11 protein-coding genes and 2 tRNA genes are annotated in these 11,972 nt (G+C 60.1%); 4 read left to right on the forward strand and 9 right to left on the reverse strand.

Going from position 1 to position 11,972, the window contains the following annotated elements:
* Nucleotides 1-42: 42 nt before the first annotated feature.
* The 4 genes from AAFM15_RS01435 to AAFM15_RS01450 all read right to left on the reverse strand — a co-directional run bounded on the left by AAFM15_RS01435 (nt 43) and on the right by AAFM15_RS01450 (nt 3,249).
* Nucleotides 43-119: transfer RNA gene (locus AAFM15_RS01435), tRNA-Gln, on the reverse strand.
* A 32-nt stretch (nt 120-151) separates the two neighbouring features.
* Nucleotides 152-997, reverse strand: coding sequence for a 4-(cytidine 5'-diphospho)-2-C-methyl-D-erythritol kinase (gene ispE, locus AAFM15_RS01440; protein WP_341684924.1), 846 nt, complete (start codon nt 995-997; stop codon nt 152-154).
* Between the two features lie 21 nt (nt 998-1,018).
* Nucleotides 1,019-1,519 (reverse strand): outer membrane lipoprotein LolB, encoded by a 501-nt coding sequence (locus tag AAFM15_RS01445; protein ID WP_341684925.1) that lies wholly within the window; start codon nt 1,517-1,519, stop codon nt 1,019-1,021.
* The gene (locus AAFM15_RS01450; RefSeq protein WP_341684926.1) at nt 1,516-3,249 is read right to left on the reverse strand and encodes a tetratricopeptide repeat protein; all 1,734 of its coding nucleotides are present in this window, start codon (nt 3,247-3,249) and stop codon (nt 1,516-1,518) included. Before AAFM15_RS01450 ends, AAFM15_RS01445 begins: the two co-directional genes overlap by 4 nt.
* A gap of 78 nt (nt 3,250-3,327) precedes the next feature.
* Here AAFM15_RS01450 and mutM point away from each other — a divergent pair, with 78 nt between their 5' ends.
* Together mutM and mutY are read left to right on the forward strand one after the other, a co-directional pair.
* Nucleotides 3,328-4,143 carry a bifunctional DNA-formamidopyrimidine glycosylase/DNA-(apurinic or apyrimidinic site) lyase gene (gene mutM, locus AAFM15_RS01455; protein WP_341684990.1) on the forward strand — a complete coding sequence of 272 codons (816 nt, stop codon included), beginning with the start codon at nt 3,328-3,330 and terminating at the stop codon, nt 4,141-4,143.
* Nucleotides 4,140-5,171, forward strand: a complete 1,032-nt coding sequence (gene mutY, locus AAFM15_RS01460) for an A/G-specific adenine glycosylase (RefSeq protein WP_341684927.1) — start codon at nt 4,140-4,142, stop codon at nt 5,169-5,171. Before mutM ends, mutY begins: the two co-directional genes overlap by 4 nt.
* Before the next feature lie 7 nt (nt 5,172-5,178).
* On the opposite strand, the gene rapZ is transcribed toward mutY, so the two are convergent.
* From rapZ to AAFM15_RS01475, 3 genes are read right to left on the reverse strand one after another with little or no spacing between them, the layout of a single operon-like run.
* Nucleotides 5,179-6,039, reverse strand: a complete 861-nt coding sequence (gene rapZ, locus AAFM15_RS01465) for an RNase adapter RapZ (protein WP_341684991.1) — start codon at nt 6,037-6,039, stop codon at nt 5,179-5,181.
* 5 nt (nt 6,040-6,044) lie between these two features.
* Complete coding sequence (gene recN, locus AAFM15_RS01470; protein ID WP_341684928.1) at nt 6,045-7,706, reverse strand: DNA repair protein RecN; 1,662 nt, start codon at nt 7,704-7,706, stop codon at nt 6,045-6,047.
* Between the two features lie 3 nt (nt 7,707-7,709).
* Complete coding sequence (locus AAFM15_RS01475; RefSeq protein WP_341684929.1) at nt 7,710-8,606, reverse strand: NAD kinase; 897 nt, start codon at nt 8,604-8,606, stop codon at nt 7,710-7,712.
* A gap of 29 nt (nt 8,607-8,635) precedes the next feature.
* On the opposite strand from AAFM15_RS01475, the gene hrcA reads away from it, so the two are divergent.
* Entirely contained in the window at nt 8,636-9,655 is a 1,020-nt protein-coding gene (gene hrcA / locus AAFM15_RS01480; RefSeq protein ID WP_341684930.1) for a heat-inducible transcriptional repressor HrcA, read from the forward strand.
* Between the two features lie 5 nt (nt 9,656-9,660).
* Here hrcA and AAFM15_RS01485 read toward each other — a convergent pair.
* Nucleotides 9,661-9,737 (reverse strand) — tRNA-Ile (locus AAFM15_RS01485).
* Between the two features lie 36 nt (nt 9,738-9,773).
* Entirely contained in the window at nt 9,774-10,760 is a 987-nt protein-coding gene (locus AAFM15_RS01490) for an adenosine kinase (protein WP_341684931.1), read from the reverse strand.
* Nucleotides 10,761-10,862: 102 nt separating this feature from the next.
* Between AAFM15_RS01490 and AAFM15_RS01495 the strand changes: the two genes are divergently transcribed.
* A complete protein-coding gene (locus AAFM15_RS01495; RefSeq protein WP_341684932.1) occupies nt 10,863-11,756 on the forward strand; it encodes a hypothetical protein in 894 nt (297 codons plus the stop codon).
* The last annotated feature ends 216 nt before the right edge of the window (nt 11,757-11,972 follow it).

Raw genomic sequence — 11,972 nt, forward strand, 5'->3', positions numbered from 1 at the left:
CGTTCCAGCGATCAGAAAACGTGAAGAACGATTTGAGGTATTTGGCAGGGGAGGAAGGACTCGAACCCTCGCATGCCGGAATCAAAATCCGGTGCCTTAACCAACTTGGCGACTCCCCTACACAGGTTGACAGCACAAGGCTGCCCACCGATCAACTGTCGCTGGCTGCCCACCCCAAAAGAGGATGAACATCCAAATTGCGGCATAACCGAGAAACCCATTGGTCAGGCATAGCGCCGGGTTTCACCGAGACTGGGCAATGCGCAAAAACTGCGCTGCCAGAACCTGTCATTTTACCGGCCAAGCCAGTGTTTTTGAGCCATTCAAGCGCCTGATGAACCTCAGGGCACAAACGCTCAGCGACAGGTTGCAAGTCGTTATGGCCAAAGCCATAAGGGTCTGCAGCAAAGACCGAGATTGTAGCATGGTTTGTATCGCGCTTCAATTGCGGATCTGCAAAAATTTTTGCGGTTTCCAGGCCGGCAGGGGGCTTGATGACTAAAAAGTGCCCGGGCGGCAATTCGACAGGGGTGATGGACTCGCCTATGCCTTCGACCCACGCGTTATGCCCATGCAGAAAAAACGGCACATCGGCCCCCAGTTTCAGGCCCAGTTGGGCCAATTGGCCCGTGCTCAGCTTCAGGCCCCACAGCCGGTTGAGGGCCAGCAGGCAGCTGGCGGCATCGGATGAGCCACCGCCCATGCCCGCCTGGGCGGGGATGTTCTTTTCCACGGCAATGTGAGCCCCCAACGAGCAACCGGTATGGGCCTGCAGCAAGCGTGCTGCACGGGTGATGAGGTCATCTGCAGGCAAGGGCACGTTTAAATCCTCGCGCGAGATCAGACCATCCACACGCACCTCAAAATGCAGAGTGTCCTGCCAGTCGATCAACATGAATGCCGATTGCAGCAGGTGGTAACCATCCGGCCGTCGGCCGGTGATGTGCAAAAACAAATTGAGTTTGGCCGGTGCCGGCACGTCGACAAGGGATTGCATGATTGAATTATCCCCGTCACATCAGCGGTCCAGTTGCAGCTTGAGCAGGGTGCGAGGTTCAGGCTTCAGGCGCTCGGCACGTATTCGGTGATGGCTTTCGAACTGACTCAAGTCAAACTGCCAGCCAGGTGCATCGTGGTCCTGTCCCTTGAGCCATGAGAAGAGGGCTTCCAAAGGCAATGTTGTGCCCGTCAATTGTTCGGTCAGAGCCTGGACGGATCTGTCTTGCCAATGTTGATCGCCCTGGTCAAGTTGTGCCTGGCCGGGTTGCCAACGCAAGCGTCCCAGTGTGTTACCCAGAGGCGAGAGCAGGAGCAATTCGCCTTGCTGGGCCGACCCCAGCAGCTCAAAACTGGCGCTCAGGTTTTGCGGGGGGGTGCTGTCCACCTGCAAGGCCAGCCGACCGGACCAGAAAGCAGGTATGTCAGTCGATGTCGCATGCGGGCGCAGGCTTGGGGTGCTACAGGCGCTCAGCCATAGCACGCTGGCCAAGAGGAGCCAACGCAGCAAGCGGATGGTCATGGCGTGTATCCCAGACGCGTCAGTGTTTGGCGCAGGGTGGCGTTGTCGGGGTTGAGCAAAAGGCCTTCACGCCAGATGCGCGCTGCACGCTCCTTGTCACCCATGACCCATAGCACTTCACCCAAATGGGCTGCAATTTCGGCATCAGGGCGCTGTGCATAGGCGCCATGAAGAATCTGCTGTGCCTGCGGTAAATCCCCCATACGGAACTTCACCCAACCCAGGCTGTCCTGGATGAAAGGATCCTTGGGGGCCAATTGCACGGCTTTTTCAATCAGTACCAGCGCTTCAGGCAGGCGCAGGCCCCTGTCGGCGAGCGAATAGCCAAGCATGTTGTAGGCCTGCGGGTCTTCGGGTTGCAGCTGCATCAGTTGACGCAACAGGCCTTCCATTTCTTCGTAACGCTGCAGCTCATCGCACACGATGGCCATTTCAGACATCAATTCGGCTTGTCCGGGGCGTTCCTGCAGCGCAGTTTTCATGACGTTGTAAGCCTGCTGGGGCGTTTTGCGTTCACGCCACCAGCGAGAGAGCGTCAAGGCCTTGTCGATGCTTTCTTGATCGGATTGCGGGCTGATCTGTTCAAGCAACTGCTGTGCTTCTCTGGCTCGTCCTTGTTTCATCAACAAAGCAGCGCGTTGGCTGGCCACTTTGACCGGGTCTGCCTGCGCCGGAATTTGTTGCAGCCAAGAGTCTGCCTGCGCCAGTTGGCCCTCGCGCTGAGCCATTTGGGCCATGGCCATCAGGGCTTCGCTGCGCCCGGACAGGGCTTCCGTGTCCTGTTTGTCTGCTGTCAGTGCCAGATAGTGTTTCAGTGCAGTCTGCGCTTGTTCATATTGGCGGTTGTCTGCGTGCAACAAGCCGCTGACAAGCCATGCAGGCGCATAGGCCGCAAATTTTTGACCGATCAGTTGCAGCTGCGTTTGCGCTTCCTGGCGTGCCCCCAGGCTGATCAGCATGCGGGCATAGCTCATGCGCAATTCCACCGGTGGCGCATTGCCTTGCATGGCTGTGTCCAGCAAAGGTTTGAGTTCAGCGCTGGCGTGTTGCAACAAGCTCATGGTCAGGATCAGCGGCCCCAAGGCTTGAGGGTCCTGCCTGTGGGTCTGCACCACGGTGGAGACCGCTTCTGAAATGAGCCCGCTGTCACGCTGCATGCGACCCAAGGTTGTCAGGGCGACGGTCTTTGTCTGTGGGTGTTGCAAGGCTTTGTCGAGTGCGCTGCGGACCGTGCGAAGGGCAAGTTGTTTGTCACTGACCCGTTCGAACAGACGAGGCACCGAGGCAATGGCGGCAGACTGGTCCGCCAAAGGCATTCGCCGGAGCCAGTCTGTCAGCGCGGCTCCGGCTTCTTCGATCCGGTTGAGCGCGACCAGGATTTGCAGCAAATACCGGTCTGGCTCCATGGCCTGTGGTTGTTCACGTTTCCAGGTCCGCACGGCTTGCAAGGCTGCGTCGCCCGAGCGAGAGGCCAGAGCGACCCCCACTGCACGCTCAAAAAGACCTGCATCGCCCGAGCGGCGGGCGGCATCGAGCATGATGGAATAGCCCGTGCTGTTCTCGCCGCCACGCACATACAACTCGGCCAACAAGATTTCGTAAAAAATCTGCGCATTTAACGCAGAGTTGACCACCACCGGTGCAGAGGGAGGAGGTGTGCCAGCAGGCAACTGCGCCCAAGCCCCTATGGGAAAGCATGAGAACGCAACCAATTTCTGCCAGAACTTCATGCCGGGGATCATAATCCAGCGCTCATGGCCTCTGGTTTCAGAGTGCTATCCTTGTTCACCTGTTTGCACCGTATCGGCATGCCTGAATTGCCCGAAGTTGAAGTTACCCGCCAGAGCTTTGCACATCGTATTGCCGGGGCTCAGATCCTGGCCCTGCGCTTGGGCAAACCCCTGCGCTGGCCTTTGGGTGTGGAGCCACAGTCCCTGGTCGGACTGCGGGTGCTGCAGGTCGACCGGCGCGGCAAATACCTGTTGCTCCAGTTGACTGAGGGCTTGCTGCTGCTGCACCTGGGCATGTCGGGCAGTTTGCAGTTTGCACAAAACCTGCCTGCAGCAGGCGTGCATGACCACATGGATCTGGTGACCTCTCAGGGCACCTTGCGTTTGCACGATCCGCGTCGCTTTGGCGCCGTGGTGTGGGCGCCTGATATGGATGCGCCGATCGTGCACAAGCTGCTTGGCCGCTTGGGTGTGGAACCTTTGGGCGATGCATTTACGGCTCACGCTTTCCGCCAAGCCTTGCGCAAGCGAAGGGCCCCGATCAAACCCGTTTTATTGGCTGGGGAAGTGGTGGTGGGCGTGGGCAATATTTACGCCAGCGAGGCCTTGTTTGCAGCGGGTATTCGTCCGACTGTGCGAGCTGACCGTCTGAGCATGCCGCGCGCAACCCGGCTGCATGCAGCCATTCGGGATGTACTGTCGCGTGCCGTGGCCGCAGGCGGCAGCAGCATGCGCGATTTTGTGAACGCTCACGGTCAGGCCGGTCACTTTCAGCAATCCTGGGCAGTCTATGGCCGTGCAGGGCAGCCCTGCCGAGTGTGTGCAACGCCAGTGCGCACGCTGGTGCAAGGCCAGCGCAGCACCTTCTACTGCCCACAATGCCAAAAACCATGAACTCCTCAAAGGCTTTTGCCCCTGCCCTGGTGCAGTGGCAGCGCAGCCATGGTCGACACGATTTGCCCTGGCAAAACACACAGGACCCTTACCGGGTCTGGCTGTCGGAAATCATGTTGCAGCAAACCCAGGTCAGCACCGTGCTGGACTACTACACACGCTTTCTGGAACGGTTTCCAACTGTGCAGGTACTGGCCGCTGCACACCAGGACGACGTGCTGGCTTTGTGGAGTGGTCTGGGTTATTACAGCCGTGCGCGTAATCTGCACAAGTGTGCGCAGCAAGTGGTCTCTGATTGGGCTGGAGTCTTTCCAACCACAGCGGCTCAGTTGCAGACCTTGCCTGGCATCGGGCCTTCCACGGCTGCAGCGATTGCGGCGTTCTGTTTTCAGGAGCGGGTCGCCATTCTGGACGGCAACGTCAAACGTGTGCTCAGTCGTGTGCTGGGCTATGGGCAGGATCTTGCGGTCTCTGCCAACGAGAAAGTGTTGTGGGCGCATGCGCAAGACATGCTGCCCTCCCGTGCTGCAGATATGCCCACGTACACCCAGGCCGTGATGGATCTGGGCGCTACATTGTGTTTGCCCCGCAGTGCGCAGTGCGATGCATGCCCTGTGTCAACCCATTGTGCAGCCCATGCGCAAGCGCAGCCCCTGGCCTACCCGGTCAAAACCAAACGGCTGGTGCGCCGCAGCGAAGTCTGGTGGTTGCTTTGGGCCGAGGATGCAAAAGGACGCCTCTGGCTGGAGCAGCGCCCCCAGCGAGGCGTGTGGGCCGGTCTGTTCAGCCTGCCTGTTTTCTCCAGCGAGAAAGAGTTGCTCGAGGCTTGGCCGGGTGGCCGTGTGCAGGCGTATCTGCCGGCCTGGGTGCATGTGCTCACGCACAAGGACTTGCACTTGCACCCCGTTCAGCTTCAGGTACATGTCGGGCAAGCACCTTCTGATTGGCAGGGGCAGTGGTTGACCCGATCGCAGGCTTTGGCGCTGGGCCTGCCTGCGCCCATACGCAAGCTGTTAGAGGGCGTTTGACACGGGCTCAGCCCGCATCGAGTTCGCGGTGACGCTTGAGGGTCGGGTAGCGACCAGAAAAGGCCTGGACCAATTGCTCAACCAGGTAAACCGAACGGTGCTGTCCACCCGTGCAGCCAATGGCGACGGTCACATAGCTGCGATGGTCGCGCTCAATATGCGGGATCCAGTGGCTCAAAAAGTCGCTGATCTGCTGTTGCATGAGCTGCACTTCGTCGAATTGCAACAAATACTGCTTGATCGGTTCGTCGCGTCCGGTCAGGGGCCGCAGATGGGACTCGTAGTGCGGGTTGGGCAGCATGCGCACATCGAACACATAGTCTGCGTCGATGGGCACGCCTCGCTTGAATGCAAAAGACTCGAACACCAGCGTCATTTGCTGGGTGCGTTTGCCAATCAGGGTTTTGACATACGACTGCAGTTGCGCTGCACGCAGCAGGCCAGTGTCAATCACATGCGCATGCTCGCGAAGCTCGGCCAGCATTTCTCGTTCAAGCTCAATCGTTTCGGCCAGACCGACATCGCTGGGCAGGTAGTCTCGACCTGACAAGGGGTGCTTGCGGCGTGTTTCTGAAAAGCGACGCAGCAGCACATCGGAAGCGGCGTCCAGAAACAGGGTTTTGACGGTGAGCCCCATCTCGCGCAGCACGGCCAGTTGCTCGGGCAGCATGTCCAGCGAGTCGGCGCTGCGCATGTCGATGGCAATGCCCAGCTGCCGCACCTTGTCTTGCTCGAGTTCGAGTTTCACCAGCGGGATCAGCAATTCGGGAGGCAGGTTGTCGATGCAAAAGTAGCCCGAGTCTTCCAGCGCATGCAAGGCCACGGACTTGCCGGAGCCGGACATGCCAGTGATCAACAACACATCCATGGGCTTCATGCGGGGGCTCCTTGCGCGTGGGCAAGCATTTCGCGGGCATGGGCCAGCGAGGTGTCTGAGGACTTGGCACCGCCCAGCATGCGTGCAATTTCCTGTACACGCTCTTCCTGGGTAAGGGGAGTCACTGTGCTCTGCGTGCCTTGGGCGTTGCTGCTTTTGCTGACGCGCAAATGGTGGTTGGCGCACGCAGCCACCTGCGGCAGGTGCGTGACTGCGAGCACCTGGCGGTGGCGACCGAGTTGCTGCATCAGCTGGCCCACAGTTTGGGCCACAGCGCCCCCCACACCCGAATCGACCTCGTCAAAAATCAGGGTGCCAGCGCTGCCCAGCTCGCTGGTGGTGACCGCAATGGCCAAGGCAATGCGCGAAAGCTCGCCGCCTGAGGCTACTTTACCCACGGGCTTGGGCGTGCTGCCTGCGTGGCCGGCGACGAGAAACACCACGTCTTCCAGGCCATGGCTGGCGGGGGCCTCCAGTTTGGGCAGTTCAATCTCGAAACGCCCACCCTGCATGCCCAGCTGCTGCATGGCTGCCGTCACTTTGCCCGTCAATTCCGGCGCTGCTTTCTGGCGTTGTTTGCTGATGCGCTTGGCCAATTCCAGAAGGTGTGCATGGGCTTGTTGTTCAGCCTGGGTCAATGCCTGCAGATCGGCGGCAGCCTCCAACTGAGCCAGTTCGCGCTGCCAGCCTTGCAGGGTTTGAGCCAATTCTTCCGGCGGGCGCTTGAAGCGGCGGGCCAGGGACATCCACAAACCCATGCGCTCATCGAGTTGGGCTAGTTGTGCAGGGTCCAGATCAGTTTTACGCAAATAGGTGTGCAGGCTGCGGGCCACATCGTCCACCTGGGCGTAGGCAGACTCCAGGGTTTGCGCCCACTGGGCAAACTCCGGTTCGATGTGCGCCATCTCCTGGAGCTGCCCAGTGGCGCGTTGGAGCAAGCTGCTGGCGCTGTTTTCGTCATCGTCCAGTTGCTGAGCAGCTTGTTGTGCAGTGTCCAGCAAGGCTTGAGCGTGCGACAGACGGCTGTGTTGGCTGTTGAGCTCGGTCCACTCGTCGGTGCCGGGGGCGAGCTTCTGGACTTCGGCAATTTGCCAGTTCAGGCGTTCTTGTTCGCTTTGCAGCTTGTCTTGGGCGCTCTTGGCTTGTTCGAGCGCTTGCTGCACTTGTCGCCACTGTTGCCAGGCCGACTGCAAAGGAGCGGTGTCAATGCGGGCGTAGGCATCGAGCAACTCGCGCACTTGCTGCGCTCGGGTCAGGCTTTGCCAGGCGTGTTGGCCGTGAATGTCCAACAAGAATTCACCCAGCTCACGCAATTGTGTGGCGGTGGCGGCGCTGCCGTTGATCCAGGCGCGGCTTTTGCCTTGCGTGTCTACCGTCCGGCGCAGCAGCAGGGGGCCATCGACTTCCAGACCTGCATCTTGCAGCCAGGCGTGGGCGGTTTCGGGGCAGTCAAATTCGGCGGCCACCTCGCAGCGACTCGCGCCTTCGCGAATCGTGCCGGTGTCTGCTCGGGCACCCAGCACGAATTGCACCGCATCAATCAGGATGGATTTGCCTGCACCGGTTTCACCCGTGAGGGCAGAGAAACCGGTGTTCAGATCCAGTTCTAGCGCTTGCACGATCACAAAGTCGCGCAGCGCCATGCGCAGCAGCGCCATGGCTCAGTAGCCTCCCTCATTCCAATGCATTTTTTTGCGAAGCGTGTCAAAGTAGTTCCAGCCCTCGGGATGCAAGAAGCGCACCGTGTGCTGTGAGCGTTTGACGTTGATGCGGTCACCAATCATCAAGGACGCCAGCGACTGCATGTCAAAGTTGGCACTGGCGTAGCGGCCCGAGACCAGCTCCATGCTGATAGCGCACGAGTCCGGCAGCACGATGGGGCGGTTGGACAAGGTGTGCGGCGCAATCGGAGCCATGACCCAGCCGCCCAGCACCGGGTGCATAAGGGGGCCGCCGGCGGACAAACTGTAGGCCGTGGAACCCGTGGGCGTGGCAATGATCAGACCGTCAGCGCGCTGGTTGGCCAGAAAGTGGCCGTCCACCTCCACGCGCAACTCCAGCATGCCCGAAGTGCCGCCGCGGTTGACCACCACGTCGTTCATGGCCAGGGCATCAAACACGCTGTGACCGTCGCGCATCACTTGCGCCTGCAAAATACGGCGGTCTTCGGTCTGGTAGTGGCCTTGCAGCATGGGCTTCAAGACTTCCTGGTAATTCTGGATGGGAATGTCGGTGATGAAGCCCAGGCGCCCCTGGTTGATACCGATCAGTGGCAGCCCGTATTGCGCCATTTGTCGGCCCACGCCCAGCATGGTGCCGTCACCCCCAATGACCAGGCCCAGGTCGCACTCTTTGCCAATGCGCTCGCGCGGCAGGGTCGGCAGCTGGGTCAGACCAGTGTGGGTGGCGGTGTCGTGCTCCAGAACCACTTCGATACCCAGGCGCTCCAGAAAGTGCACCATCTCTTCGAGCACCTTGCGGGAAATCTCCAGCGCGCTGCCGTGAGTGGTGGCGTGGTACTTGCCAAAAAGAGCAACGTGGCGGAATCTGGATTTCATGCGCAAATTACATCATTAAAATGAGCCATATGCTCGACGATCGCGCCAAGTTATTGCTCAAAGCGTTGGTTGAACGCTATATCGCTGACGGCCAGCCCGTCGGCTCGCGCACGCTTTCCAAGGCTTCGGGGCTGGAGTTGTCCCCGGCCACGATCCGTAACGTCATGGCGGACCTGGAAGACCTGGGCCTGATTGCCAGCCCGCATACCTCGGCCGGGCGGGTTCCTACAGCCAAGGGTTACCGCCTGTTTGTCGACACCATGCTGACCATTCGCCGGGACCAGGCGCAGGCCTCGGCCTTGTCGCCCACACTGGCTCCCGACCAGCCTCAAAAGGTGATTGCCAGCGCTGCATCGCTGCTGTCCAACTTGTCGCAGTTTGTGGGCGTGGTCATGGCGCCCAAACGCTCGTCAGTGTTCAAGCATATTGAATTTCTCAAGCTTTCCGAAAAACGCTTGCTGGTCATCATCGTCTCGCCTGATGGAGATGTGCAAAACCGGATCTTGTTTACCGAGGTGGATTACTCGTCCAGCCAGTTGATTGAGGCGTCCAACTACCTGAACACGCACTTTGCCGGCATGGCCATTGAGCAAGTGCGGGCGCGTTTGCAGCAAGACCTCAAGCGCCTTCAGGGTGAAATTGCCAAGCTGATGCAGGCAGCGGTGCAAGTGGGCTCCGAAGCCATGACGCAGGACACCAGCGAGGTGGTGATTTCTGGTGAACGCAACCTGCTCTCGGTCAGCGACTTTTCCAGCGACATGGGCCACCTGCGGCGTGCGTTTGAACTGTTCGAACAAAAGACGCAGCTCATGCGGCTGCTGGATGTGTCCAGTCAGGCCGAAGGCGTGCGCATTTACATTGGCGGCGAAAGCCAGATCGTGCCCATGCAGGAGCTGTCGGTGGTGAGCGCGCCTTACGAGGTGGACGGGCAGGTGGTTGGCACGCTGGGGGTGATTGGCCCCACACGCATGGCGTATGACCGGATGATCGAGATCGTGGACATCACCTCACGCTTGGTGGGCAATGCACTGAGCCAGGGGAAGTCCTGAAATTTTGGTAGGGCGTGTAGGACTTGAACCTACGACCAAAGGATTATGAGTCCTCTGCTCTAACCGACTGAGCTAACGCCCCCCCATTCCCGCAGGAAAGCCGCAATTGTAGTGTGACTCAGGCCCTGAGCAGGTCCTGCAGCTGCTGCGTTTGCAGCCGGTTACCGTGTTGGCTCACCACCTGGGCTGCAGCGCGGTTGGCCAGTGTGGCGGCCGTGCGCAAGTCCATGTGGTGGGTCATGCCGTACAAAAAGGCGCCAGCAAACATGTCGCCTGCGCCGTTGGTGTCCACCGCCTTGACGGGTGTGGCGGGCACTTCAATCACGCTTTGGCCTTGAATGACCAGGCTGCCTTTGGGGCCGCGGGTCAGGCACACGGTTTTGCCTAAAGCGGACAGGGTCTGCACCATGGTGTTCAGGTCTGTGCTGCCGCTCCAGACTTGCGCTTCTTCTTCGTTGGCAAACAGGTAGTCCACCCCATCGGCCAGCATGGCCAGCAAGCCGTCTTTGCAGAAGTTGATCATGCTGACATCGCTCAAAGTCAGCGCCAGTTGGACAAGGTGCTCGCGTGCGATCTGGCGGCCTTGCAAGGCGGCTTGCAAACCAGTGGGCGAGGCGGCCAGGTAGCCCTCCATGTAGTAGATGCGGCTTTTGGCAATGTCGGTCGGGTGCAGGCTGTGGCTGTCGAGCTCGGCGCTCACGCCCAAAAAGGTGCACATGGTTCGCTCGGCGTCTGGCGTGACCAGGACCATGCAGCTGCCGGTCTGGCCGTGTTCGGCGCGGGTGTGGCTGAGGTTGGTGGCCACGCCGTTGGCCTGCAAGTCCTGGGCATAAAAAGCGCCCAGTTCGTCGTCGGCCACGCGGCAGGAGTAAAACGCCTGTCCGCCCAATTGGGCAAGGGCGACAGCGGTGTTGGCAGCTGAGCCGCCACCGGTGCGACGGTGGTGCAGGCCTTGCACATGGCCAAGCAACTCGGTGCGGCGGGGGGCGTCAATCAGGGTCATGTGGCGCTTGCTCACGCCCATGGTGGCGAGCAAGTCGTCGCCCACTTCGTATTCGGTATCGACCAAGGCGTTGCCAATGGCGTAGAGGTGGTAGTGGCTCATGAAAACTCGTCTGTCTCAAATGTGATGCTGCCCGTGAGTGTATCGGCTTAAAATGCGGCCGCTGCTACTGTTTTGCAGCGTATTTTTTACAGGTTTATTGATATGAAGCGTGAATTCTTTTCCCATGGGCCCCGTCACGAGCGTCGTTCTTCCGAGCGTCATGGCGCGTGCATGGCCCTTATCGATGGTCGATTCCTGATCTGGCTGGCGCAACAAGGCGCCATGGGCACAACTGGTGAGTCGGTCAACCGCCAGGGGTTGCTCACCTTGCTGGCCCAATCTTTGTCGCAATCCGGGCTGGATGTGGACTTGCGCCGCATCTACTGGTACACCGACCGCTCTGACGGCCTGGTGATTGATGATCAGATCGTGCGTCTGGTGCAAACCCACGATGCCGATGGCGGCGCTTCACTGCTGCGCTCGTTGGGCCATGACCTCAAGCAACTGGCCGCGCACCATGCTTGCGACCATGTATTGGTGGCCAGCGATGACGAACGCTTTTTGGCCAGCATCGATGAAGCCCAGCTCAGTGGTTTGAGCGTCCACTTGCTGGCTGACGAGTCCGCACGCAACATGCCGCAAATGGTCCGCACGGACCCTGGTTGGGCACGGTTGCTGGCGCAGGCCGATCGACGCGTGATCGTCAACTCCCAGGCGCTGGCCGACATTCTGCAAGGCAAGACGCCGGTGGGTATGGGCCTGGCTGTTGAGGATCTGGAAGAGCTGAAAAAGTCCATGCAGGAAGTGATTTCGAGCTGGTGGGACGAAGAGCCCGAAGACCTGCGCGAAGACCTGCGCGAGGCGCTGCAGATCAGCCGCGGCATTCCGCAAGAAGTGGATCGTCAACTGCTGCTGCGCATGCGTCACCGCTTGGCGCGTGCTTTGAGTTTGCCCGAGAAGAAACTGCTGCGTGAAACTCTGCGTCACGTGGTGATGGGTGAGCAGGCGCAAGCCCCTGCCGAAGGCCTTCCTGCACAAGAGTCCGAAGAAGACTGATCCCCCCTGAAACGAAAAAAAGCCCAGTCATGCGACTGGGCTTTTTGTTTGGTGCGATAACCGTCCCCGAACTCTGGCCGCAAACCCGCATAAATGCTGGGCTTTGTCTGCGAGGTGGCAAAATGTGCCCCCACCTGGGCCCCCGGACGGCGGGGGGGGGCGCCCCCCCGGGGGCGGGGCGGGGGGGCGCGGGGGCGCCGGGGCGGGGCCGCCCCG

The sequence above is a fragment of the Limnohabitans sp. genome, from assembly GCF_038134685.1.
Classification (GTDB): Bacteria; Pseudomonadota; Gammaproteobacteria; order Burkholderiales; family Burkholderiaceae_C; genus Limnohabitans_A.

Coding starts and splice junctions, on each gene's coding strand:
- AAFM15_RS01445 (WP_341684925.1), bottom strand. CDS start 1,519: ATGACCATCCGCTTGCTGCGTTGGCTCCTCTTGGCCAGCGTGCTATGG.
- mutY (WP_341684927.1), top strand. CDS start 4,140: ATGAACTCCTCAAAGGCTTTTGCCCCTGCCCTGGTGCAGTGGCAGCGC.
- recN (WP_341684928.1), bottom strand. CDS start 7,706: ATGGCGCTGCTGCGCATGGCGCTGCGCGACTTTGTGATCGTGCAAGCG.
- ispE (WP_341684924.1), bottom strand. CDS start 997: ATGCAATCCCTTGTCGACGTGCCGGCACCGGCCAAACTCAATTTGTTT.
- AAFM15_RS01495 (WP_341684932.1), top strand. CDS start 10,863: ATGAAGCGTGAATTCTTTTCCCATGGGCCCCGTCACGAGCGTCGTTCT.
- mutM (WP_341684990.1), top strand. CDS start 3,328: ATGCCTGAATTGCCCGAAGTTGAAGTTACCCGCCAGAGCTTTGCACAT.
- AAFM15_RS01490 (WP_341684931.1), bottom strand. CDS start 10,760: ATGAGCCACTACCACCTCTACGCCATTGGCAACGCCTTGGTCGATACC.
- AAFM15_RS01475 (WP_341684929.1), bottom strand. CDS start 8,606: ATGAAATCCAGATTCCGCCACGTTGCTCTTTTTGGCAAGTACCACGCC.
- AAFM15_RS01450 (WP_341684926.1), bottom strand. CDS start 3,249: ATGAAGTTCTGGCAGAAATTGGTTGCGTTCTCATGCTTTCCCATAGGG.
- hrcA (WP_341684930.1), top strand. CDS start 8,636: ATGCTCGACGATCGCGCCAAGTTATTGCTCAAAGCGTTGGTTGAACGC.
- rapZ (WP_341684991.1), bottom strand. CDS start 6,039: ATGGATGTGTTGTTGATCACTGGCATGTCCGGCTCCGGCAAGTCCGTG.